Below are 23987 nucleotides of genomic sequence, written 5' to 3'. Positions count from 1 at the left end.
GGCCGGGGTCCAGAGCGCAAATCGCAAACGCTTGTTCTCTAACGCTCTGGGCCCCGGCCTTCGCCGGGGAACAGGGGTGGCAGACAACGCCCGCTTCCCACCCCAAAGCCGCCACGCGCTTCAGGACTATTCAGCCATATAACCATCGAAGGCGGCGGTGCTACGCCGGCGCGAGCGCTTTCTTCGCCGGTCGCTTTACCTGCTTCGGCCGGCGGAACCAGAAGGTCCAGACCGTCAGGCTGCCGAGCAGCGTCAACGAAAGTCCCGAGATCGTCAGCACGGTGCGCCAGGTCCAGCCGCCGACCTTCGACGCATGGATCGGGAAGGCCATGTTGAACGCCTGCGCGCCGGGTGCGAGCTTCAGCGCATCGCGTGCGCCGAGTACCTCGCCGGTCGCGGCATCGAACGCCAGCGTGGTGCGGCCGTTGGGCAGCCATTCGGCGGGCTGCTTCATGCGCAGGCTGATCGGGTCGCCGGGCCCCCGCGGCAGGCTCAGGATACGGAACTCGGCATCGGGAAAGCGCCGCCGCGCTTCGGTGAGCATCGTGGTGTAATCGGGTTTTTCGGCGAGCGGGCCGCCCTTGTACTTCGGCGGATCGAGCGCCTTGGCGGTTTCGGCGACGGGGCCGAACGGCGCGACGACCCCCAAGGCGAAGGGGCGAAAGATCATCATCGTGCCGGTGACGATCGAGATCAGCAGCAGCGGCGCGACGAGTATGCCGAGGTCGCGGTGTTGCCACACGATCGACGGACGCGACATGCGTTTCGGCCAGAGGCGGAACTGGAAAGTCCTTCGCGTCCGCCACCACAGGATCGCGCCACTGATCACGAAGAACAGCCCGCACAGCCCCGCGATGCCGATCACCCATTCGCCGCTGTCGCCCGCGAAGAGATGGTGGTGGAAATCGAAGATCCACAGCTCGGGCCGCTCCCACTGGCTCGCCCAGCGCGTGACGATGTCGCCCGATTGGCTGGCATAGGCGCCGGCCTCCTTGCCGAGACGGAGCTGATGCAGCCCGAAGCGTTCGTCGGCATAGATGATGCCCTGCGCCCCGGGCGTTGCCATCAGCCGCTCGGTGGTCGCGGCAACCGTCGTCAGGTCGCCGCGCAGCGGGTCGCTCGTTCCCGGAAACCCGATCCACAGATGCTCGTAGAGCAGGATCGTGCCCGACAGGCCGAGCAGCGCGAGCACGAGGCCGATCAGGCCCCCCGTCCAGCGGTGCAGCGTATCGAGCAGCTTCATCATCAGTGCTTCGCCCAAACACCATCGTCATTGCGAGCGAAGCGAAGCAATCCAGAGCTGCGCAAGGCCGCTCTGGATTGCTTCGCTTCGCTCGCAATGACGTCGTGAAAAAGGCAGAGCATATTTTAGAACCGATAGTCCCAGCCGAGCGTGAAGGTCCGCCCGCGCCCCGCGAAATAGGATAGCTGGTCGGACGGCAAGCGCGTATCGCTCGAATAGTCGATATATTGCTTGTTGAAGAGATTCTGGACCGACAGGCTGATCCCCCCAACGCCCGTCTGGTAACGGACATAGGCGTCGGTCAGCGTGTAGCCGCCGAAGTCGTTGTCGGCGAGCTTCAGCGGATGGTTCGGATTGGCGTCGTCGGCGGCGCGTGCCTTGCCGTCGAAGCGGCGCTTCAGATAGACCTGCGTCTGGATGCGCGCGGACAAAGGCCCGCTGTTATAGCTCGCCGCGAGGTTGAGCCGGTCGGGCGAGATGTTGACGCCGTCGAGGTCGCTGTCGACCTTGCCGTCGGGCACTGCATCGCTGTCGAAGCGGCCGATCAGATGCGCATAGCCGACATTGAGCTTGAGCCCGTCGATCGGCGTCTGGACGCCGAGGTTGACCTCGAGCCCCTGGATTTCGACGCGCAGGCGCTGGACGTCGAAAATGCGGTCGGGGCGCGTGATGAGCAGCTGGCCCTTGTCGCTCGACGACCAGAAATAGGCGGCGCTGGCATCGACCGGCCCGCGCTTCGCCTCGAACCCGATCTCGCGGTTGTTCGACACGACGGGCGAAATATCGAGGAAATTGTCGATGTCGACCCCGGTGCGGTTCACGCCGCGCGTGATGCGGCCGATGTCGGGGACGGTGAAACCCTCGGCATAGCTCGCATAGGCGCGGATGCCCGCCCACGGCTCGACGATCACGCCGCCGTTGATCAGCAGATCCTTGAACTTCGGCTTGCCGCCGGCAACGTCGACGCCGCCGTAAGTCAAGGGGCCGCAGTTCGTCGTGACGGTTGCCGAGCAAGCGACGAAGGTCGTCGAAGCCAGCGTGTGGAAATCGTCGATCTTGATCTTCACATTTTCCCAGCGGAGCCCGCCGGCGAGGCGGACGACGCCGTCGAACAGCTTGAGGTTCGCCTGGCCGAACGGCGCAAGGCTCTGGAAATCGCTCGGCGGCACCCAGACGCGGTTCGTGGCGATCAGCGCCTGCTCGGTCTTGTCGACGAGCGCGTCGAACCCGATCGTCAGCGTCAGATCCTCGAAGCCGGGAACCGCGCGCTCATAGCTGAACTTGGCGCCCAGTTTGCGGCTCCGGTTCTGCGATTGGTCGAACACGTCGCCGATCGGGCCGAGCACCGGGTCCTGGAAGGTCGCGATATAGCGGCCCTGCGCGTCGCGCGACTCGCCGCCGAAGGTATCGCGACTGCGGTTGAAGAAGATCTGGCTGACGAAATTGCCGCCGCCAAGGTCGGTGTCGGTCAGCGACAGCGCGACGCTTTCGGTGCGGTTCGCGGCGGGCACGCCCGGCGGGGTGCCGCGGACGGCGCTCGTCGGCAGGCCGAGCGCCCGGTTGCCGGCGATTGCGACATAATCGCCATCACCCTTCAGCTCGAAGCGGCTGGCGATCAGGTCGAGCCGTGCGCTCGGCGACAGTTCATAGCCAATCCGCGCGAAGAAGTTCGTCGCCTTGCTGTCCTGCGTTTCGCCCTGCGTCAGGTTGAGCCCGATCGGGCGACCCTTGGCATCGGAAAAGACGCCGCGGATTTCATAGGTCGCGCCGACCGACGCGTCGAACCGGCCTGCCTTATACTGGACAAGGCCGCCGGCCTTGCCGCCCATTCCGGCCTTCGAAAAATCATTGTCGGCGGTGCCCTGCAGCAGGAAGCGGCCCGAAAGACCCTCTTCCGTCGGTGCGCCGACGGTGACCTGGTTGACGATGCCGCCGGTGCCGCCGATCCCCTGCAAGGCGTTCGATCCAAAGATCAGCTCGACGCGGTCGACGAAAAAACCGTCGATCGTGAATCCGTCGCGGCTGCCGTCGCGCATCGGGGTCGATTGCGGGATGCCGTTGATCGCATAGAGCGGCGAGCGCCCGCGCAGCGTCTCGCCCGATCCCGAAAGCTTCTGCCGCGTTGGCGAGAAGCTGGGGGTGAGGTTCGCGACCGCGTCGGTGACCGATCCCGAAATCGCCAGCTGCTGGTCGAGCGCGTCCTTGCCGATGATGTCGATCGTCAGCGGCAGCGCGTTCGGCGGCAGGATCGTGCGCGCCGCGGTGACGACGATCGTCTCGCCCGCCGCCGTATCCTCGTCGACGGGTGCGCCGTCCTGCGCGAAGGCGGGCGACGAAAGCGCGGTGCCGAGCAGTGCAGCGGCGGCAATTTTGCGAATCATTATCAACTCCTGTTCGCAGGGGCCGCTAATGAGAGCGATTCGCATAGGCAAGGAAAAATCCGCCAGATCGACGCGGATCGCGACTTTCGCATGGCCTGTGGAAAATTCGCCACAGTGCCGAAAAGCGCGCTATCAGGTTGCCGATGCGGGAAAAGGAACTGCGCTTCGCCCTGATTTGCTACGGCGGCATCAGCCTCGCCGTCTATATGCACGGCATCACGAAAGAGGTCTGGCGGCTCGCCGCGGCATCGCGCGCCTTCCACGACGGCGCGCCGCTGAACGGCGCGGGCGTCGTCTATGGCGAGCTGCTGGCGGCGATTGCGGCGCGCAGCAATGTGCGGCTGCGCGTGCTCGCCGACATCGTCGCGGGCGCCAGCGCGGGCGGTATCAACGGCATCTTCCTCGCGCGCGCACTGGCGACGGGGCAGTCGCTCGATCCGCTGACCGACCTCTGGCTCGACGGCGCCGACGTCGACCGGCTGATCGATCCCGACGCACGGCCGCTGTCGGCGGCGACCAAATTCTGGGCGGTGCCGATCGCCGGCTGGATGATGAAGAAGCGCGGCAATGCCATCGACCGCACCGTCGGCGAAGGCGCGCAGGGCGAGGTGCGCGCCAAGCTGTCGCGCTTCGTCCGCGCGCGCTGGTTCGACCCCCCATTCGGCGGCGAAACCTTCACGAACCTGCTGCTCGATGCGTTCGACGCGATGGATAAGGGGCCGCGCGGGCCGGTGCTGGTGCCGGGCGGGCAGCCGGTCGACCTGTTTGTCTCGGTCACCGATTTTGCGGGGCACAGCGTGCCGCTGGCGCTCAACAGTCCGCCGCGCGTGACCGAGGACGAGCATCGGTTGATGCTGCATTTTCGCGCGGACAGCCGACTCGGCAAGCAGCTCGACGATGTCCCGGGACTGACCGTAGCGGCGCGCGCGACCGCCAGTTTTCCGGGTGCCTTTCCGCCCTTCACCTTGCGCGAACTCGACCGGGTGCTCGAAAAGCGCAAGATCGCGTGGCCGGGCCGCGAGGCTTTCATCCAGGCGCAGCTTCCGGTGGGCGGCGAAGGCGATCCCGCCGACCGCGTGCTGATCGACGGTTCGGTGCTGGCGAATGCGCCCTTCCGGCCTGCCATCGCGGCGCTGAAACAGCGTCCGGCGCGCCGCGAGATCGATCGCCGTTTCGTCTATATCGACCCCAAGCCCGATTATCGCTCGATCAGTTTCGGCAAGCCGGGCGAACAGGTGGCGGGCGAGGGAGCGCGGCTTCCCGGCTTTCTGGCCACCATATTGGGGGCGCTGTCCGAAATTCCGCGCGAACAGCCGATCCGCGAGAATGTCGAGGCGATCGAAGGGATGTCGCGCCGCATACGCCGGATGCAGCATATCGTCGACGCGATGAAGGTCGAGGTCGAGGAGCAGGTCGCGGCGCTGTTCGGCAGCACCTTCTTTCTCGACACGCCGACGGTGGCGCGGCTCGAAAAATGGCGCGCCAAGGCGCAGGATCAGGCATCGGCGCGCGCGGGCTTTGCTTATGCGCCCTATGGCCACCTCAAGCTGTCGGCGGTGGTCGAGGAACTGGCGAGCCTGATCGACCGGCTGTTGCCGCCCGAGGGCGCCGTCCACCAGATCAACCGGCGCATCGCGCTGTGGGACGAGGCGCGCGCGCGCGGGCTCGACCGGATTTCGGGCAAAAGGGGCGCGGGGGCGAGCAGCGACGCGATCGTCTTTTTCCGCACCCACGATCTCGGCTTTCGCATTCGCCGCCTGCGTTTCCTCGCGCGCGAACTCGACACCGCGGTCGAGGCGACGCGCGATGGCCGCGACCCGGTGTGCGAGGACATGCGCGAGGCGATCTTTACCGCGCTCGGCCTCTATCTCGACCGGCAGGGCGACAGCTGGCTTGCCGATCTCGACCTGCCTGCCGACGCCGGACCCGGCGAATGGATCGATGCCATCGCGGCGCGGCGCGACCTGCCCGCGGTCGATGGCGAGGCCGATGCGCTCATCGCCGCGGGGCTCGCCGCGATGCCCAAGAACGACCGGCGGACGCTCCTGCTAGCCTATCTCGGCTACCCCTTTTACGACATCGCGACGCTGCCGCTGCTGCAGGGCGAGGGATTCGACGAATTCGACCCGATCAAGATCGACCGCATCTCGCCGTCCGACGCGACGGCGATCCGCACCGGCGGCGCCGCGGCGATGCTGAAGGGGGTCGAGTTCAACAGCTTCGGCGCCTTCTTCAGCCGCGCGTACCGCGAGAATGATTACCTCTGGGGACGGCTCCACGGCGCCGACCGGCTGATCGACATCGTCGCGAGCAGCGTCGGCGGCGAAGGCGCGCTGGCGGGCGAGGATCTGAAGGCGATCAAGCGCCGCGCGTTTCACGCCATCCTCGACGAGGAGGAGGGAAGGCTGCCTAAGGTGAAGGCGCTGATCGACGAGCTCAGGGTGGAGATCGGATAGCTTCCGTCGCTTGCTCAACCTGGGTTCCCGCTTTCGCGGGAATAACGAAGGTGGATTGGCTGCGACGGATTGCTACGTCAGATCGTCCCACATTTCCTTGATGCGGCCGAAAAAGCCCTGGCTTGCCGGGCATTCCTCGCCCGTCTCGGTCTCGCGGAACTCGCAGAGCAATTCCTTCTGCCGCGCGCTCAGGCGGGTCGGCGTTTCGACGTCGATCTGGACGACAAGGTCGCCGTGACCGCGGCCGTTGAGCACCGGCATGCCGGCGCCGCGCTGGCGAAGCTGCTTGCCCGACTGGATGCCGGCAGGGATGGCGATGTCGTGCATCCGGCCGTCGAGTCCGGGGATGCCGATCTCGCCGCCGAGTGCCGCGGTGGTGAAGCTGATCGGCGCGCGCGTGAACAAGGTCGTGCCTTCACGCTCGAATATCTTGTGCCGCGCCATGTGCAGGAAAATATAGAGGTCGCCCGGTGCCGCGCCGCGCGCGCCGCTCTCGCCTTCGCCCGACAGGCGGATGCGCGTGCCTTCGTCGACCCCCGCAGGGATGTTCACGGTCAGCGTCTTGCGCCGGTCGATGCGGCCTTCGCCGTGGCATGAATTGCAGGGGTCGGCGATGACCTCGCCCGCGCCCTGACAGGTCGGGCAGGTGCGCTCGACCATGAAGAAACCCTGCTGCGCGCGCACCTTGCCGTGGCCGGCGCAGGTTTGGCAGCGGTTGGTCCGGGTGCCGGGCTTGGCGCCCGAGCCGTCACACGTATCGCAGCGCGCCGCGACGTCGACCTGGATCTCGCGCGTGACGCCGGCGAAGGCGTCCTCGAGCTTGATTTCCATGTCATAGCGCAGGTCGGCACCGCGCGCGGGGCCGCGCTGCTGGCGTCCGCCGCCGAACGCCGAGCCGAAAATCGATTCGAAAATATCGCCGATGTCGCCGAAATCGGCGCCATTGCCGCCGCTGAAACCGCCGCCGCCGTTGACGCCCGCCTTGCCGAAACGGTCGTAGGCGGCGCGCTTCTGCGGGTCTTTCAGGCAGTCATAAGCTTCGCTGATCGCCTTGAAGCGCGCTTCGCTGTTGTCGCACCCCGGATTCTTGTCGGGGTGATATTTCATCGCGAGCTTGCGGTAGCTCGCCTTCAGCGTCGCATCGTCGGCGCTACGCTCGACTTCCAGCAATTCATAATAATCGATGTCGAGTGACATAGGTCAACAGGCCCCCTCCGGCCTGCCGGACCCGATGGGCGGGTCCGGCAGGGGAGTTTCTTACTTCTTGTCGTCTTCGACTTCGGAGAATTCGGCGTCGACGACGTCTTCGTCGGTCTTCGCCCCGTCGGCATTGGGGCCAGCATCGTCGGCGCCGGGGGATGCGGCCGACTGCTGCTCCTTCTCGTAGATCGCCTGGCCGAGCTTCATCGCGACCTGCGCGAGCGCCTGGCTCTTTTCGGTCATCGCGGCGGGATCGCCGCCTTCGACCGCGGTCTTGGCTTCGGCGATCGCGGCTTCGATCTCGGACTTCAGCCCCGCATCGACCTTGTCGCCATGTTCGACGATCTGGCGTTCGGTCGAGTGGATCAGGCTTTCGGCGTTGTTCTTCGCCTCGGCCGCCTCACGGCGCGTCTTGTCCTCTTCGGCGAACTGTTCGGCGTCCTTGACCATCTGGTCGATGTCGGAGTCCGACAGGCCGCCCGATGCCTGGATCTTGATCTGCTGTTCCTTGCCGGTGCCCTTGTCCTTGGCGTGGACCGACACGATGCCGTTGGCGTCGATGTCGAAGGTCACTTCGATCTGCGGCACGCCGCGCGGCGCCGGCGGGATGCCGACAAGGTCGAACTGGCCGAGGATCTTGTTGTCCTGCGCCATTTCGCGTTCGCCCTGGAACACGCGGATCGTCACCGCCGACTGGTTGTCGTCGGCGGTCGAATAGACCTGCGACTTCTTCGTCGGGATCGTCGTGTTGCGGTCGATCATCTTGGTCATGATGCCGCCCAGCGTCTCGATGCCGAGGCTCAGCGGGGTGACGTCGAGCAGCAGCACGTCCTTGACGTCGCCCTGCAGCACGCCCGCCTGGATCGCGGCGCCGATCGCGACGACTTCGTCGGGGTTCACGCCGGTGTGCGGTTCCTTGCCGAAGAAATCCTTCACGACTTCGCGGACGCGCGGCATGCGGGTCATGCCGCCGACGAGGACGACTTCGTCGATCTCGCTCGCCGAAATGCCGGCGTCCTTGATCGCCTTCTTGCAGGGTTCGAGGGTGCGCTTGACCAGCTCTTCGACCAGCTTTTCGAGATCCGAGCGGGTGATCGTCTTGACGAGATGCTTCGGCCCGTTGGCGTCGGCGGTGATGAAGGGCAGGTTGACCTCGGTCGTCGCGGCCGTCGACAGTTCAATCTTCGCCTTTTCGGCGGCTTCCTTCAGGCGCTGGAGCGCAAGCTTGTCGCCGCGCAGATCGATGCCTTCGTCCTTCTTGAAACCGTCGGCGAGATATTGGACGATCTTGCTATCGAAATCTTCACCGCCGAGGAAGGTGTCGCCGTTGGTCGACTTCACTTCGAACACGCCGTCGCCGACCTCGAGGATCGAGATGTCGAAGGTCCCGCCGCCAAGGTCATAGACCGCGATCGTCTTGTTCTCGGTCTTGTCGAGGCCGTAAGCCAGCGCGGCCGCGGTCGGCTCGTTGATGATGCGCAGCACTTCGAGGCCCGCGATCTTGCCGGCGTCCTTGGTCGCCTGGCGCTGTGCGTCGTTGAAGTAAGCGGGAACGGTGATCACCGCCTGCTCGACCTTTTCGCCGAGATAGGCTTCGGCGGTTTCCTTCATCTTCTGAAGGATGAAGGCCGAAATCTGCGACGGCGAATAATCTTCGTTGCCCGCCTTGACCCACGCGTCGCCATTGCTGCCCTTGACGATCGTGTAGGGGACCAGCTCGGTGTCCTTCTTGGTGATCGGGTCGTCGAAACGGCGGCCGATCAGGCGCTTCACGGCGAAAACGGTGTTTTCGGGGTTGGTGACCGCCTGGCGCTTCGCCGGCTGGCCGATCAGGCGCTCGCCATCCTTCGCAAAGGCGACGATCGACGGGGTCGTGCGCGTGCCTTCGACATTTTCGATAACCTTGGGTTTTCCGCCTTCCATCACCGCGACACAGCTGTTCGTGGTGCCGAGGTCGATCCCGATCACTTTTGCCATTAGTTACTCGTCCTTGTTGCTTCACCGGCGCCCTGAAAAGGCACGCCGTCCATGGGTTCTATGGGCGCGATATAGGTGCGCTAATCCTTGGCACAAGAGCTTTGAAGGCTTATCGGGGAGGTGAAATGATGCGCTTTTATGGAGTCCTCCCAAAATGAAACCTTTTGCGATCCTCGCCCTTGCCGCCACCGCACTGACCCTGACGGCCTGCGGGGAAAATCTGGGCAAGGGACAGCCGCTGAATGTGGTGAGCGGTCATATCGTGATGGGCGCGACCCCCGATCGTCCGGCGGTCGGCTATTTCCGCGTTCAGGGCGGCCCGCAGCCGGTCCAGCTTGTCGCGGTGACCGCCGACCTCGCGCAGCGCGTCGAGATGCACGAAAGCGTCAAGGAAAATGGCGTCGTGACGATGAAACCGCTGCTGCGCGCCGATGTCCCCGCGAAGGGCGAGCTGGTGTTCAAGCAGGGCGGCAAGCATCTGATGATCTGGGGCATCAACGGCGCCGCGGTGCGCGCGGGCAAGCTGCCGATGGCGTTCGTCTTCACCAACAACAATAATGAACGCATCCTCTTCGACATGGTGATCAAGCCCGCCGAAGGGGCAGCCGCTGGCGGCGAAATGGACCATGGCGCGATGGATCATGCCGCCGACAAGGCGGCTCCGGACGCCGCGAAGAAGTAATAATGTCTTCTAACCCGTCGTCATTGCGAGCGAAGCGAAGCAATCCAGAGCGGCTTACGCTACCCTGGATTGCCGCGTCCCCCGGATCAAGTCCGGGGTCTTCGCAATGACGGGGCTTTAAATGCCGCGTCCGTCGCGACCGCTGACACATGGCGAAACCGCGCTCGCCCGGACGGTGTTCGGGGGCGCAATCGCCTATGACCGCGTGCGCGTGAACCACCATAAGTGGATATTCTTCCAGCCGCGGCACATCGTCATGGCGCCGATGGGTAGCCTGCACTTCAATCCGCATGGCGAGCTTTATTGCGAGGATTTCAGCGCCGCGTCGCAGCGGCTCCAAGGGCTGTTCATCCACGAGATGACGCATGTGTGGCAGGCGCAGACGCGCGGGCGCTGGTATCTGGTGCTGATGCGCCATCCGTTTGCGACGTACAGCTACAGCCTGAAACCCGGCTGGCTTCTCGAACGCTACGGGCTTGAGCAGCAAGCGGAGATCGTCCGCCATTACTGGCTGCTGACGCAGGGCATGGTCGTCGGCGGTGCACCGGGGATCGACGCCTATCGCGCGATCCTGCCGTTTGAGCTTGAACCCGGATAACTGCTTCGGTGCCCGGATGAAAAAAAGACCGGGGCGCGGAAACCGCGCCCCGGTCCGGATTATCAGTGCTGCATATCCTTGTGATCGGCGTGATCGGACTTGTCCTCGCCTTTCTTGTCGCAGCAGCAGCCGTCCGTCATTTCCTTGCAGCAGCACGCCTTCTTGGGCGTCTCTGCGGCATGGGCAACGGCAGGGGTGGCCAGCACGATCGCCAGCCCGAACAACATTTTCTTCATGCTATTACTCCTTTGAATGATCAGATCGGGATTGCATTCAGGAGCGTGGCGGTTCGGTTTCGGGAGCTAGGTCAAGACCGTCGAGCCGCGTCATCGCGGTGCCGGACGGAATGAATTTCATCACGCCGATGGGAGTCATTTCGGGCGCCCGACACGCGATCCCGATGCAGGGCGATGCGCAATCGGGATGCGCGGGCAGCGACTTCTTCTTCGCCGGCCCGGACATATCGCAGCCCGCCATGGCGGAGCCGTCGGCCTGGGCCGCGGCGGCTGCGGAGCAGAGCGGGCTGCCCGGGCCGGCCGCAAGCAGCACCGCGGCGAACAGCAGAAGCAGGGATTGAAAGAGGCGCCGTCGCATCATGTCGGCGGCATCTGTACCTGACAGCGCGGCACATGCAATCTAGACAGCAACGGCTGGAGCCTTCGTGGCCCGGAAAAATATTGATCGGCGGGCGAGGTCGCTAATCTTCGCTGGCCAAACGCCGGCTGTTCGTCCTATGTTCTGCCCATGGATGCTATGTCGCTTTTCGTCGCCCTTGTTGCCCTCGCCCTCGGCGGTTTGATCGGCTGGCTCTTCGCCGGCCGCCAGTCGGGCGCGCTCAAAGCCGAACGCGACGGGCTTTCGGAGCGGTTCAAGAGCGCGGTGACCGACCTTGCCGCCGAGGCGGAAGCGCGCAAGGCCGCCGACATCCGGCTTGCCGCGCTGCTCAGCGAGCAGAAAGCGCGCGACGAGGCGCATGACGCGCAGATTGCTGGGCTGAAGGATGCGCAGGCGGCGCTCACCGCGCAGTTCCGCGAGGTCGGGCAAGTGATGCTCGATGGTGCGCAAAAGGCGTTTCTCGAACGCGCCGACGCGCGCTTTCGCCAGAGCGAAGAGACGGCGGGACAGAATCTGAAGGCGCTTCTCAGTCCGGTCCACGAGCGATTGCAAAAATATGAGGAAGCGGTCGGCAAGGTCGAGGCCGAGCGGCGCGACGCCTTCGGCCTGCTCCACGGCCAGATCGCGGCGATGCGCGAGGGCACCGAGCGCGTGTCGAGCGAGGCGGCGAAGCTCGTCAACGCGCTGCGCAACGCGCCCAAGGCACGCGGGCGCTGGGGCGAACAGCAACTGCGCAACGTGCTCGAAAGCTGCGGGCTTTCGGAGCATGCTGATTTCCAGACCGAGGTCAGCGTCAACGACGGCGACGGCGGGCGGCTGCGTCCCGATGTCGTGGTGCGTGTGCCCGGCGGGCAGAATCTCGTGATCGACGCCAAGGTGTCCTTGAACGCCTATCAGGACGCGTTCGGGGCGGTCGAGGAGCGCGAGAAGGCGGCGCATCTGGTCGCGCATGCCGCGGCGATGAAGGCGCATGTGAACGCGCTTGGCGCCAAGGCCTATTGGAACCAGTTCGACGACACGCCCGATTTTGTCGTGATGTTCGTACCGGGCGAGCATTTTCTTGCGGCGGCACTCGATCAGGATGCGGGCCTCTGGGACTATGCATTCGAGCGCAAGGTGTTGCTCGCGACCCCGACCAACCTCATCGCGATCGCGCGCACCGTCGCGGCGGTGTGGCGGCAGGAGAAGCTCGCCAATCAGGCGCGCGAGATCGCGGCGCTGGGGAAAGAGCTTTACGCGCGCATGTCGGTGATGGGCTCGCACATCGCCAAGGTCGGGCGCAATCTCGATCAGGCGACGGGCGCGTATAATGCGTTCGTCGGTAGCTTCGAAAGCCAGGTGCTGACGCAGGCGAAACGCTTCGAGGCGCTCGACATCGAAACCGGCGACAAGGAAATCCCGCCGCTCCCCGTCGCCGAGCAGGCGGCGCGGCCGCTGGCGAAACTGGCGGCGGCGCCCGCGGCGGTTAACGACGCGGGCGAATAGGGTCGGCGATCAGATCGCCCGCTTCAACACGGCGGTCCGGCCTTCGCTGCCCGTCAGGATCAGCGTGCCGTCGTCGGCGAAGGTCAGGCTGACCGGGGTCGCCATCAGTTTGAAGAAGGCCGCCTCCTGCGTCATGCCCGCACCCGGGCACGCCATTTCGGTCGCCATCAGCGGTCCGGCGGTCAGTGTGCCGTCGGCCGCCGAATAGCCACCCGAAAAGCGGTTGCAGCCCGCGCTGCCGCTGAGCCGGGCGCCGTCGAATTGCAGCGACGTCGGCCGATCCCCCGCGACCGCCACCCCGCCGATCGACACAAAGGTCCAGTTCGATCCCACGAGGGTGTCGGGGGGCAATATCTTGCCGCCGCAACCCTGCAAATTCTTGCCGTCGGCGACGACGCGGACGGTATCGGAATAGCGGCGATCGCTCATCCCGTCGCTGCACGGCGCCTGCTTGACGACGACCGACAGACGGTCGGTCGTATAGGTCCGGCCGTTTGTCGATGGTTTGGCACCGGGGTTCGGGACCATGATCTTGGTCTCGCCATAGTCGCCGTCATAATTGAGCCGCGACGGCGTGATTTCGAGCGTCCAGCCGGGTTCGGTGCCAAGCGCCATATAGGCGGCGGGCTGGTCGCCGGGGCCTTGCGGCGGGGTTTCGGTGGCGGGTGCGCACGCGGCGAGCGCGAGAAGCGAGGCGGCGGGTAGGGCGATCCTGATCATGCGGCATCTCCTGAACGCATTATGCTGATCGATCGATGAACCGCGCGGTCGGCTATTGGTTCCGCCGCTGGTTCAGCACCTCATACGCCATCACCGCCGTCGCGACCGCGGCGTTGAGGCTGTCGGCCTTGCCCATCATCGGCATCTTCACCCGCACATCGGCGGCTTCGGCATATTCGGGCGGCATGCCCTGCGATTCATTGCCGGTGAGAATGAAGGTCGGCGCGGTGTAGTGCACCGCCTGATAATCCTCGGTATCGTCGCCCAGCCAGGTCGCGACGAGCTGGCCCGGGCCTTGGCGGAGCCAGGGGAGGAACTCCGCCCACCGCGCGACGACGAGCTTCTGCGTGAAGATCGCCCCCATGCTCGCACGCACCGCCTCTACCGCGTAGGGGTCGGTCGATTCGTCGAGCAGTATCAGCCCGCCCGCGCCGACGGCATCGCCGGTACGCAGCATCGTGCCGAGGTTGCCGGGGTCGCGGAGCCGCTCGGCGACGAGCCAGATCGCCGCGGCGTCGCGGTCGAGATCGGCGAGCGCCGTCTGCGGCTCGGCGTAAATGCCGACGACGGTCTGCGGATTGTCCTTGCCCGACAATTTGGAGAGAATCGGCCCCGACGTGTCGATCACCTCGCCGCCCGCGGCGAGCGTATCGGCCGCGAGCGCCGCCGCGAGCGGGTGCGCGTCGCCCTCGGGGCCGAGGAACAGCCATTGCGGGAGAATGCCCGCCTCGCGCGCCTCGGTCGCGATGCGCAGCCCTTCGGCGAGGAACAGCCCCTCGGCGCGGCGGTGGCGCTTCTCGCGCAGCAGCCGCATCCGCTTGATCAGCGGATTGGAGAGGCTCTCGATGGTGGAACGGCGCATGCCGTCAATCCTCGCCGAAGCTGTCCTTGACCAGCCCGACGAGTTTCAGCAGCGCCGCGTCGGCGCCGTCGCCGCGCGTGTGGATCGTGATCGAATCGCCCTTGGCGGCGCCGAGCATCATCAGCCCCATGATCGAGGTGCCGTTGACGCGCGATCCGCCCTTTTCGACCTCGACCGACACACTTTCGGGAAGGCGGCTGACAAAGGTGACGAACTTGGCGCTGGCGCGCGCGTGCAAGCCGCGCTGGTTGGTGATTTCGACCGTCTCGGAATTTTCGTTCAAGGGCCTACTCCCAGCATTTCCGATGCGACCGAGATATATTTCTGGCCGGCTTCCTTCGCGGCGATCACCGCGGCGCGCAGTTCCATCGTCTTGCGCGCGCTTTCGAGGCGAATCAGCATCGGCAAATTGACGCCGGCGATCACTTCGGTGCGCCCCGATTCGAGCAGGCTGATCGCGAGATTCGAGGGCGTGCCGCCGAACAGGTCGGTCAGCATCACGACGCCGCGGCCTTCGTCGACCTTGCGAATCGCGTCGGCGATTTCCTTGCGGCGCATTTCCATATTGTCGTTGGGGCCGATGCAGACGGTCGCGATGGCCCTTTGGGGACCGACAACATGCTCCATCGCGCGCACCATTTCCTCGGCGAGGCGGCCGTGGGTGACGAGCACCATTCCCAGAAGCGGCAGAGCCTTATCGTTCGGCATGCAGTCGTCGACCCTTATGTTTTGCCGCCGGGCGCGGAAGCCGCGGGCGGGGGCCTGCCCTCAAGCCCATCTTGCGGGGCAGAGTCAAGATTGCGGTGGGTGAGCGTCGGCTCATATCCGGACTCGCGTAGCGTTTGGGCAACACGCGCCGCGACATGGACCGACCGGTGCCGTCCGCCGGTGCAGCCGAAGGCGACGGTGACATAGCTTTTGCCCTCGGCGCGGTAGCGCGGCAGCAACGTCAGGATCAGTCGTTCGATCTGCGCGACGCTGTCCTCATAGGCGGGATCGGCGATGACATAGGCGGCGACGTCGGGATCGAGCCCGGTTCCGGGCTTCAGCCTGGGGTCCCAGTGCGGGTTGCGCAGATAGCGCATGTCGAACACCAGATCGGCGTTGCGCGGCAGGCCGCGCGCGAAGCCGAAACTCAGCACGTTGAGCACCGGTTCGCCCTCATCGGCGTCGCCGAAACGCTGGCGGATTTCCTGCTGCAAATCGTTGCTGCTATAGTTCGTCGTGTCGACGACATGCTCGGCCCAGCGGCGGAGCGGCTCCATCATCTCGCGCTCGCGCGCGATGCCGTCGGCGGCGGGGCGGTCCTCGGCCATCGGGTGGCGACGGCGCGTTTCCGAAAAGCGGCGTTCGAGCTCTGCGCCCGCGCAGTCGAGGAACAGCGTCTGGATGTCGCGCCCGCCCGCTTCGCGGAGTTCCTTGATCCGCCGCACCAGCAAGGCCGGGCGGAAGCCGCGGCTGCGGCTGTCGATGCCGATCGCGAGCGGGCGGCCGGCCTCGCTGCGCTTCACCGGCGCGTCGATCAGCGTTTCGAGCAGCGCGAGCGGCAGATTGTCGACAACCTCCCAGCCGAGATCTTCGAGCACCTTGAGCACGGTCGATTTGCCCGCGCCCGACAGGCCGGTGACCAGCAACAGGCGCGATTCGGCGGCCGGACTCATCGTGGATGCGTCATGCGCCGGGCGCCAGCCGTTCGAGTGCGAGCAGGATCTTGATCGGCGCCGATGCTTCGAACGCCGACAGCAACAGCGCCGGCAGCGGTTGGCCCGCGACCATCTCGACCGGGTTGATCGCCGGCATGCGATCGTAGCGGTCGGTCAGGCGTACCGCGAGCGCGAGCGGCACGGGTGCCGTCCACGCGCGTTCGATGATCCCGATGCCGCGGACCTCCAGTTTGCCCGCCAGGCTTTCGGGCGGCCGGCACCACAGGCGATCGCGTTCGAACCAGATGTCGCAGCGATCGTCGGCGACCAGCTTGGCGCCGCGATCGATCAGCCGCAGCGCCAGGTCCGATTTGCCCTGTCCCGAATTGCCGAGGATCAGCACGCCGCCATTGCCCGCCGCGACGCAGCTGGCATGGATATTGGCGATATCGGTTCTGGTCCGGCTCGGAAGCATGGCGCATGGCTTACCGGCGACGATGCGGTGCCGCAAGGCGATAGGATGACGGCGTCAGCCTGTTTCGTGCCCGCCTTCGCGCGCGGGGAGGGTGATGAGCAGACTGGCGCCGGGTTTGCCGTCGTCGCGATCCTTTGCGCTGATCGTGCCGCTATGCCCCTCGACGATCGTCCGCGCGATCGCGAGACCCAGCCCGCTGTGGCGGCCAAAGGCTTCGCCGGCGGGGCGTTCGCTGTGAAAACGGCGGAAAATGGCGTCGCGCTGCGCGGGGTCGATTCCGGGGCCGTCGTCGTCAACCTTGATGTGAACTTCGTCGCCGAGGCGCGTTGCCGAGACGCACACAAGGCCGGCATCGGGCGAGAAGCTGATCGCGTTGTCGATCACATTGTCGATCGCGCGTTCGAGCCGGTGGCCGTCGCCCATCACCACGGTCGTACCCTTGCGCGGACGTGCGAAGGCGACGCGCGGCTGCGGCACATTCGCATCGACGCGCGCCGCCCGCGCCGCGAGCATCGATTCGATCATGATGCCGACGTCGATCGGTTCGAACAGGGTGCGCGACAATTGCGCGTCGACCCGGCTCGCTTCGCTGATGTCGTTGACCAGCCGGTCGAGTCGGCGGACGTCCTCGTCGGCGATCGCGAGCAGTTGCGCGCGCTGCTCGTCGGTCTTGACGCGCCCCAGTCCCTCGATCGCCGAGCGGACCGAGGCGATCGGATTCTTGAGTTCGTGCGTCACGTCGGCGGCAAAATGCTCGCCCGCGTCGATGCGTTCACGAAGGGCTTGCGTCATGTCGGACAGCGCGCGCGCGAGCGTGCCGATCTCGTCGCGGCGGCTCGGCAGGCGCGGGACGACGACTTCGCGCGCGCGGCCGAGCCGGACGCGCACCGCGGCGCGTGCGAGGCGGCGAAGCGGGCGGACGATGGTGCGCGCGAGGAAGAGCGAGAGGAGGACCGACGCGAGCAGCACCATGAACACCACGACGGCGATGCGGAACCGCTCGGCGCGCACGGTGCGCGTGATGTCGCGCGCGTTGAGCGTCATCAGCACCGTCTGCGGTGCCTCGAGGTCGACGACGCGCGCGGCGCTGAGCAGCGGGGTGCGCTCGGGGGCATAGCGGAAGCGGCTGGCCGCGAGGCCGCTCGCCTGCGCCTCGACCACTTCGGGCCACGACTTTGCGGTGTCGACGCGGGGTTCGTGGAAATCGGGATAGGTCGGCGCCCCGACGACCCAGTCGATGCCGCGGTCCATCGCGCGCGCGGCATCGCGCTGCCACGCCTGCAGGTCGGGGTCGCGCAGCGTGTAGGTCGCCGGACCGGTCTGGAAACTGTCCGAGATGCGATGCCCGTCGGCGGCATAGAAACGCAGCCGCGATTCGGTCGCGGCCGCGAACTCCTCGATCAGCCGCGTCCGCTCCTCGGGGCGCGCCGCCTCGAGCGCGCTGTCGAGCATCGCGAGCTGGTCCTTCATCACCTCGATGCGCGTATCGACAAGGCGGCTGCGATAGGTGTCGAGATAATAGAAGCCGCCCGCGAGCAGCGCGATCGCGAGGATGTTCACCGCGAGGATACGCGTCGTCAGCGACCAGCGCGCCGACCAGACGAGCGGCGATTCCTCCTGCTCGGCGATGCTCCCCTCGGGTTTCTGCCCGTCGCGTTTGTGGGCGTCAGCTGTCATCGGCAAAGCGATACCCCGCGCCATAGAGGGTGGCGATCGCGTCGAATTCGGGGTCGACCTCGCGGAATTTGCGGCGCAGGCGCTTGATGTGGCTGTCGATCGTGCGGTCGTCGATATAAACATCGTCCTGATAGGCGGCGTCCATCAGCTGGTTGCGGCTGCGCACGATGCCGGGGCGGCTGGCCAGCGTTTCGAGGATCAGGAATTCGGTGACCGTCAGCGTGACGTCCTTGCCGTCCCATGCGACCTTGTGGCGCGCCGGGTCCATGCTGAGCCGGCCGCGGGTGATCGGTTCGGCGACGGGCTCGTCGTCGCCTTCGGACGCGCTTTTATTGAGCTCGACGCGGCGCAATATGGCGCGAATGCGGGCGATCACCAGCCGCTGCGAGAAAGGCTTGGCGATATAATCGTCGGCGCCCATCGCGAGCCCCAGCGCCTCGTCGATCTCGTCATCCTTGCTGGTGAGGAAGATGACCGGAAGCTGGCTCTTCTCGCGGAGTCGCCGCAGCAGCTCGAGCCCGTCCATGCGCGGCATCTTGACGTCGAACACCGCAAGGTCGGGCGGATTGTCGATCAGCGGTTTCAGCGCGGCTTCGCCGTCCGAATAGACGCGCGTCACGAAACCCTCGGCCTGCAGCGCGATGGAAAGGGATTGCAGAATGTTGCGGTCGTCGTCGACCAGCGCGATAGTTGCCGTCATGCTCTTTCCGTTGGGCGGGCCCGAACAAGCGATTAGCCTATCCGGCGCGCAGCGACAACAGCGCGCATGGTCACCGGTTTCCATCTTTGCGCGTTCGTCGCAAGCGCCGCTCGGCCCCGCTTTAATCTTTTGACCTCCCCCACCAAGCGAGCTAACGCGGCCGGGATTTCGGAATCGGCGGTCACGTCGGCACCCATGCAAATGCGGGCCAACCCATTAGTGCGCTAAGCATTGCATAGGTATGCAACGACGCCGCCGGACAAGGAAAGGCGAAGGCAAATGACCAAAATTGTTATCGGCGCGAGCATCGTCGAGACGAAGGCGGAGGTCGCCGAAAACTGGGGCACGCCGCAGCTGATCGAGGACGCGGTCCGCCACGGCGAAGGCGTGCTTGCCAAGGATGGCCCGCTGGTCGTCGAAACCGGCAAGCACACCGGCCGCAGCGCCAAGGACAAGTTCATCGTCCAGGACGCCGAGACCGCCGACACGATCTGGTGGGGCAAGACCAATGTCCCGATGACCCCCGATCATTTCGCGGCGCTCAAGGCCGATTTCTTCGCACACCTCGCGACACGCCCCCGGCTGTTCCGTCAGCAGCTGTTCGGCGGCTCGCAGCCCGAACATCGCGTCACGGTCCAGGTCGTCACCGAATTCGCCTGGCACAGCCAGTTCATCCGCACGCTTCTCTGCCGCCCGACCGCGGCCGAGCTCGCGGCGTTCGCGAGTGAATATACGATCATCGACCTGCCGAGCTTCCGCGCCGATCCGGCGAAGCATGGCACGCGCACCGAAACCGTCGTTGCGGTCAATTTTGCCGAGAAGCTGATCCTGATCGGCGGCACGCAGTACGCCGGCGAGATGAAGAAGTCGGTGTTCGGCATCCTCAACTATCTGCTCCCCGTAAAGGGCGTGATGCCGATGCACTGCTCGGCGAACATCGGCCCCAAGGGCGACACCGCGGTCTTCTTCGGCCTCAGCGGCACCGGCAAGACGACGCTGTCGGCCGACGCCTCGCGCACGCTGATCGGCGACGACGAGCATGGCTGGTCGGACACCGCGGTCTTCAACTTCGAAGGCGGCTGCTACGCCAAGATGATCCGCCTCTCGCCCGAGGCCGAGCCCGAGATTTTCGCGACGACGAAACGGTTCGGCACCGTGCTAGAAAATGTCGTGATCGATCCGGTCACGCGCGAGCTCGATTTCGACGACGCAAGCCTCGCCGAGAACAGCCGCGGTTCGTACCCGATCGATTTCATTCCGAACACGTCGGACCAGAATATGGGTCCGGTGCCGCAGACCGTCATCATGCTGACCGCCGATGCCTATGGTGTCTTGCCCCCGATCGCGAAGCTGACCCCCGATCAGGCGATGTACCATTTCCTCTCGGGCTACACCGCGCGCGTCGCGGGGACCGAGATCGGCGTGACCGAGCCCGAGGCGACCTTCTCGACCTGCTTCGGCGCGCCCTTCATGCCGCGCCATCCGTCGGTGTACGGCAATCTTTTGAAAGAGCGCATCGCCAAGGGCGGCGTCCAGTGCTGGCTCGTCAACACCGGCTGGACCGGCGGTATGGCGACGATGGACGGCATCAAGCGCATGCCGATCAAGGCGACGCGCGCGCTGCTCAACGCCGCGCTCGACGGCAGCCTCAATGACGCTGAATTCCGCAAGGACCCGAATTTCGGCTTCCTGGTCCCCGTCGCGGTTCCGGGCGTCGACAGCGGGCTTCTCGATCCGCGCGAAGCCTGGGCCGACAAGCAAGCCTATGACCGCACGGCGCAAACGCTCGTCGGACAATTCATCGACAATTTCGCAGAGTTTGCGGACCATGTCGACGAAGGCGTCCGCCAGGCGGCGCCGCAGGCGGCCGTCGCTGCATAATTGACCCGGATCTCTTCCGGGTGCTCATTCACCCGGAAGGACCGGACCCATGACCACCGAATATAGACCGCGCCTGTTCGAGCGCGACGACGAAATCCGTGCGCTCGGCGAGGGGCTGCTGGCGTGTGCATTGCCACGCGAAGCGTGGACGCACGAGGCGCACCTCGGCGCGTGCGTGTGGCTGCTGACCGAGCGACCCGACGTCAATGTCGATGCCGAGATCGCCACCATCATCCGCCGCTTCAATGAAAGCGTCGGCGGGGTGAACGACGATACGCAGGGGTATCACGACAGCATCACCCGCGCCTATGTCGCGGGCGTGCGCCTGTTCCTGTCGGAGACGAGCGAAAGCGAGCTGGCGGCGCGCGTCAACGCGCTGCTGCGCTCCGACATGGGACGCCGCGACTGGCCGCTGTGCTTCTACAGCCGCGACCTGCTCTTTTCGGTGCCGGCGCGGCGCGGGTTTGTGAAGCCCGATCTTGCGACTTTGCCCGGCTAAAGCTTCATTCCGGGCGTCCAGCCGCTTTCCGCGAGGAAGGTGGCCGGATCGCGCATCTCGATGATCGCCTTGATCGCCGCCGCCTTGTCAGGCGCGCGGTCGTAATGGCTTTTCGCGACGCGATAGCCGACCCAATAGCCGAGATCGCCCGGCCACCCGTCGGTGCCCTGCTTGTTATAGAGCCAGCGCGATCCGATCGCCTTGGCGTCCTTTTCGGCGAGGAAGGCGGTTTCGAGTTCGGCCTCGCGCCCCTTGGCCCAAAGGTGGAGCAGCGGATAGCCGACCGAGCCGCTCATCTGCTCGGCGACAAATTCGGCGGCACCCTCGATGAGCGCGGCGCGCAAAACCGTTTCCTCTCGATCCTCGACCTGCGCGAGCGGCTGCTGTGCGTGGACATATTCGTGCGCGATGACGTGGACGAAGCGGTCCTCGTCGTCGGCCTCGATGAACTTCGCCGCGCACAGCGCCTCAAGCCCGATATACAGCCCCTTCGCATTCGCCGTACCGGCGGTCGCCGCGCGACCGATAGCGATGGTGATGGGCGGAAATTTGGCAGCCGGATAAAGCGCGGCGAGCCGGTCGGTCGCATCGACGAGGCGCGCCCGGACGTTGCCGAGCCTGGCGGCGCAGCCGCGTGCGTCGCGATACACGTGCGGCTTGTCGCGCAGCGCCACCGCCAGCCGCTCGGGCGTGATGCGGCGCAGCGCCATGAATTCGACGAGCCCCGGCGACGGCTCGGCGAGGTATCGCGCCGCCAGCGCGTCGGGCTGCGCCGCAAGCGCCGAGTCGTCATAGAGCGCGAAGAAACGCTCGACGTCGGAGGTCACGATCGCAACGCGCGCGGGCGGGGCTGGCTGGTCGGCCGCGCGGCCGACCGTGCTCGAAATCACGCCGGCGGCGAGCGCTGCCAACAGGACTGCGCGGCGCATCAGGCTTTTTTCTCAGCCACATAGGCATCGACATTCTGCGCGAGCACGTCGAGCGGGACGTTGCCGCCCTTGACGACGACGTCATCGAAATCGCGGAGGTCATATTTCGCGCCGAGCGCCTTTTGCGCGCGCCCGCGCTGGCGGACGATTTCGCTATGGCCGACCTTGTAGCCGCACGCCTGTCCGGCCCAGCTGCAATAACGGTCGACCTCGCTCGCGACCTCGAGCGGGTTCGAGCCATTCTCCTTGACGAAAAAGTCGACGCCCTGCTCGCGCGTCCAGCGTTTGGCATGGAGGCCGGTGTCGACAACGAGGCGGCAGGCGCGAAACGCCAGCGACTGGAGATAGCCCAAACGTCCGACCTCGAAATCGTCGTAAAGCCCGAGTTCGTCGGCGAGCTGCTCCGCGTACAAGGCCCACCCTTCCGAATAGGCGTTGAACGCCAGCATCGTACGGATGAGCGGCATCTGGTTTGCATATTCGCCCTGCCAGACATGCCCGGGGATCGCCTCGTGCATCGTCAGGTCGGGAAGCGAATATTTGCTGTGCAATTCGGTCGTGCGCAGGTTGATCCAGAATTTGCCCGGAACGCTGCCGTCGATCGACCCCGCGCCGCCATAGGCCGCGGGTGCGCCGGGTTCCTCGGCGAGCGGCAGGCGCTTCACCTCGACATTGCCCTTCACCAAAGTGCGGAAGGCGCGCGGCAATTGCGCGCGGATCTTGCCGAGCCAGGTCTGGATATAGGCGTGGATTTCGGCGCGGCCCGCGTCGTTGTCGGGGAATTTGAAACGCGGATCCTTGGCGAGCGCGTTCATCCGGTCGCCGACCGAACCCTGCGTATAGCCGAGCTTCTTGAGGATAGGGTCCATCCGGCCGTGCAGTTCGGCGAGTTCTTCGCGGCCCATCGCGTGGATTTCATCGGGGGTCATGCGCGTCGTGGTCGAGGCGCGAAGGCCCCACGCATACCATTCGTCGCCGCCCGGCCGCGCCCACATGCCGGCGTCCATCGTCGCCTTGGCTCGCTGCGTCTTCATCTCGGCGAGCTGGCGTTCGAGCGCCGCGGCGACGGGCCCCTGCACGACCTTCGCCGAGCGCGCATTCCAGTCGCCGGCGATCTTCGCCGCGCCGGTGCGGCGGACGAGGCTTTCGACCATCGAGCCGCCCGCCTTGGCGTCGGCGAGGCTCGCCTCCATCTGCTTCACCGCCTTGTCGATCAGGAAGGCGGGGGCGATCAGCCCCTGTCCACCCGCGGCCTTCAGCCTTTCGGTCTCGCCGTCGAGCGCACCGGGGAACGCATTCAGTCGCGAGAGATAGGCTTCGGTATCGGCGGCATTCTTCACCGGATGGTCGCTGTCGAGGAATTTGGGGACGTCGAGATAGGCGCCGACATTCTGGATCACGACATAGGGCGTGTTGCGCCAGCCGCCGACCGCGACGTCGCCATAGGGCAAGGCAAAGCCGTCGAGCGCGACGCCATAGGCGCTTTCGACGACCGCAAGGCTGGTGCGCGTCTTGTGGTCGAGACCCGCCTTGTCGAAGGCGCGAACGCGCGCGAGGTCGGCCTTCAGCGTATCGGCGACGGCCTTTTGTCCTGCCGCCGACCGGTCGCCGAGCTTGCCGCGTTCGGCAGCGCGCGCGCCGGTGTCGATGCCGAGCGACGTTGCGCCTTCGGGCGAGAGCGCGAGCAGATTGTCGGCGATCGATGTGAGCAGTTTCTGCGCGTCGCTCTTTGGCGGCGACTGCAGCGCGGACGCGGTGCCGACGAAGGCAAGGCCCGCGGTGCCGGCGCCGAGCGTGGCAAGCGTCTGGCGGCGGCTGACGGGGATGGAAAGCGGATTGGACACGGACGGCTCCCTGGCGACTTGTTTCTTGTGAAACCTGTCTAGGCACGGGTGCGCGCCGGTCAACGAAAAGGGGCCGGGAAAAGAAAACCCCTCCCCTTCAGGGGAGGGGTTGGGGTGGGG

22 protein-coding genes are annotated in these 23987 nt (G+C 65.9%); 6 read left to right on the top strand and 16 right to left on the bottom strand.

Features of this window, described 5'->3' with window-relative positions:
• Positions 1-160: 160 nt before the first annotated feature.
• Positions 161-1243: a PepSY-associated TM helix domain-containing protein gene (locus tag ACREBX_RS19435; RefSeq protein ID WP_431563379.1), complete on the bottom strand. Its 1083-nt coding sequence runs from the start codon at positions 1241-1243 to the stop codon at positions 161-163.
• 125 nt (positions 1244-1368) lie between these two features.
• A complete protein-coding gene (locus ACREBX_RS19430; protein WP_431563377.1) occupies positions 1369-3624 on the bottom strand; it encodes a TonB-dependent receptor in 2256 nt (751 codons plus the stop codon).
• A gap of 143 nt (positions 3625-3767) precedes the next feature.
• On the opposite strand from ACREBX_RS19430, the gene ACREBX_RS19425 reads away from it, so the two are divergent.
• A complete protein-coding gene (locus tag ACREBX_RS19425; RefSeq protein ID WP_431563378.1) occupies positions 3768-6080 on the top strand; it encodes a patatin-like protein in 2313 nt (770 codons plus the stop codon).
• Positions 6081-6152: 72 nt separating this feature from the next.
• On the opposite strand, the gene dnaJ is transcribed toward ACREBX_RS19425, so the two are convergent.
• Positions 6153-7277, bottom strand: a complete 1125-nt coding sequence (gene dnaJ / locus ACREBX_RS19420) for a molecular chaperone DnaJ (protein WP_431563376.1) — start codon at positions 7275-7277, stop codon at positions 6153-6155.
• Between the two features lie 60 nt (positions 7278-7337).
• The gene (gene dnaK / locus ACREBX_RS19415; RefSeq protein ID WP_431563375.1) at positions 7338-9257 is read right to left on the bottom strand and encodes a molecular chaperone DnaK; all 1920 of its coding nucleotides are present in this window, start codon (positions 9255-9257) and stop codon (positions 7338-7340) included.
• 154 nt (positions 9258-9411) lie between these two features.
• Here dnaK and ACREBX_RS19410 point away from each other — a divergent pair, with 154 nt between their 5' ends.
• Positions 9412-9939: a copper chaperone PCu(A)C gene (locus ACREBX_RS19410; protein ID WP_431563374.1), complete on the top strand. Its 528-nt coding sequence runs from the start codon at positions 9412-9414 to the stop codon at positions 9937-9939.
• A gap of 121 nt (positions 9940-10060) precedes the next feature.
• Positions 10061-10537, top strand: coding sequence for a vgr related protein (locus ACREBX_RS19405; protein WP_431563373.1), 477 nt, complete (start codon positions 10061-10063; stop codon positions 10535-10537).
• A 62-nt stretch (positions 10538-10599) separates the two neighbouring features.
• Here ACREBX_RS19405 and ACREBX_RS19400 read toward each other — a convergent pair whose 3' ends face one another.
• A complete protein-coding gene (locus ACREBX_RS19400) occupies positions 10600-10773 on the bottom strand; it encodes a hypothetical protein (RefSeq protein WP_431563372.1) in 174 nt (57 codons plus the stop codon).
• A 37-nt stretch (positions 10774-10810) separates the two neighbouring features.
• On the bottom strand, positions 10811-11134 hold the full coding sequence (locus ACREBX_RS19395; protein ID WP_431563371.1) for a hypothetical protein: 324 nt from the start codon (positions 11132-11134) through the stop codon (positions 10811-10813).
• 147 nt (positions 11135-11281) lie between these two features.
• Between ACREBX_RS19395 and ACREBX_RS19390 the strand changes: the two genes are divergently transcribed.
• Complete coding sequence (locus ACREBX_RS19390; RefSeq protein WP_431563370.1) at positions 11282-12637, top strand: DNA recombination protein RmuC; 1356 nt, start codon at positions 11282-11284, stop codon at positions 12635-12637.
• 9 nt (positions 12638-12646) lie between these two features.
• Here ACREBX_RS19390 and ACREBX_RS19385 read toward each other — a convergent pair whose 3' ends face one another.
• The 8 genes from ACREBX_RS19385 to ACREBX_RS19350 are packed head-to-tail and all read right to left on the bottom strand — an operon-like array spanning position 12647 to position 18714.
• The gene (locus ACREBX_RS19385; protein ID WP_431563369.1) at positions 12647-13357 is read right to left on the bottom strand and encodes an META domain-containing protein; all 711 of its coding nucleotides are present in this window, start codon (positions 13355-13357) and stop codon (positions 12647-12649) included.
• A 52-nt stretch (positions 13358-13409) separates the two neighbouring features.
• Positions 13410-14219, bottom strand: coding sequence for a TrmH family RNA methyltransferase (locus tag ACREBX_RS19380; protein WP_431563368.1), 810 nt, complete (start codon positions 14217-14219; stop codon positions 13410-13412).
• Between the two features lie 4 nt (positions 14220-14223).
• A complete protein-coding gene (locus ACREBX_RS19375; RefSeq protein ID WP_037513592.1) occupies positions 14224-14502 on the bottom strand; it encodes an HPr family phosphocarrier protein in 279 nt (92 codons plus the stop codon).
• Positions 14499-14927, bottom strand: a complete 429-nt coding sequence (locus tag ACREBX_RS19370; RefSeq protein ID WP_037513594.1) for a PTS sugar transporter subunit IIA — start codon at positions 14925-14927, stop codon at positions 14499-14501. The genes ACREBX_RS19375 and ACREBX_RS19370 overlap by 4 nt, the downstream gene beginning before the upstream one ends.
• Positions 14928-14941: 14 nt before the next feature.
• Complete coding sequence (gene rapZ / locus ACREBX_RS19365; RefSeq protein ID WP_431563367.1) at positions 14942-15880, bottom strand: RNase adapter RapZ; 939 nt, start codon at positions 15878-15880, stop codon at positions 14942-14944.
• Positions 15881-15890: 10 nt separating this feature from the next.
• Entirely contained in the window at positions 15891-16337 is a 447-nt protein-coding gene (locus ACREBX_RS19360) for an HPr kinase/phosphorylase (protein ID WP_431563366.1), read from the bottom strand.
• A gap of 54 nt (positions 16338-16391) precedes the next feature.
• The gene (locus tag ACREBX_RS19355) at positions 16392-18014 is read right to left on the bottom strand and encodes an ATP-binding protein (protein WP_431563365.1); all 1623 of its coding nucleotides are present in this window, start codon (positions 18012-18014) and stop codon (positions 16392-16394) included.
• Positions 18004-18714: a response regulator gene (locus ACREBX_RS19350; protein ID WP_431563364.1), complete on the bottom strand. Its 711-nt coding sequence runs from the start codon at positions 18712-18714 to the stop codon at positions 18004-18006. The genes ACREBX_RS19355 and ACREBX_RS19350 overlap by 11 nt, the downstream gene beginning before the upstream one ends.
• A gap of 279 nt (positions 18715-18993) precedes the next feature.
• Between ACREBX_RS19350 and ACREBX_RS19345 the strand changes: the two genes are divergently transcribed.
• Together ACREBX_RS19345 and ACREBX_RS19340 are read left to right on the top strand one after the other, a co-directional pair.
• Positions 18994-20595, top strand: a complete 1602-nt coding sequence (locus ACREBX_RS19345) for a phosphoenolpyruvate carboxykinase (protein ID WP_431563363.1) — start codon at positions 18994-18996, stop codon at positions 20593-20595.
• Positions 20596-20644: 49 nt separating this feature from the next.
• Entirely contained in the window at positions 20645-21094 is a 450-nt protein-coding gene (locus ACREBX_RS19340) for a hypothetical protein (RefSeq protein ID WP_431563362.1), read from the top strand.
• Here the strand turns inward: ACREBX_RS19340 and ACREBX_RS19335 are convergent.
• Together ACREBX_RS19335 and ACREBX_RS19330 are read right to left on the bottom strand one after the other, a co-directional pair.
• A complete protein-coding gene (locus tag ACREBX_RS19335; RefSeq protein ID WP_431563361.1) occupies positions 21091-22023 on the bottom strand; it encodes a DUF2268 domain-containing putative Zn-dependent protease in 933 nt (310 codons plus the stop codon). The two genes, ACREBX_RS19340 and ACREBX_RS19335, sit on opposite strands and share 4 nt — an antisense overlap.
• Positions 22023-23867 carry a DUF885 domain-containing protein gene (locus ACREBX_RS19330; protein ID WP_431563360.1) on the bottom strand — a complete coding sequence of 615 codons (1845 nt, stop codon included), beginning with the start codon at positions 23865-23867 and terminating at the stop codon, positions 22023-22025. Before ACREBX_RS19330 ends, ACREBX_RS19335 begins: the two co-directional genes overlap by 1 nt.
• Between the last annotated feature and the right edge of the window lie 120 nt (positions 23868-23987).

The organism is Sphingopyxis sp. (genome assembly GCF_050725655.1).
Lineage (GTDB): Bacteria > Pseudomonadota > Alphaproteobacteria > Sphingomonadales > Sphingomonadaceae > Sphingopyxis.
This window is presented reverse-complemented; position numbering and strand designations above follow the sequence as displayed.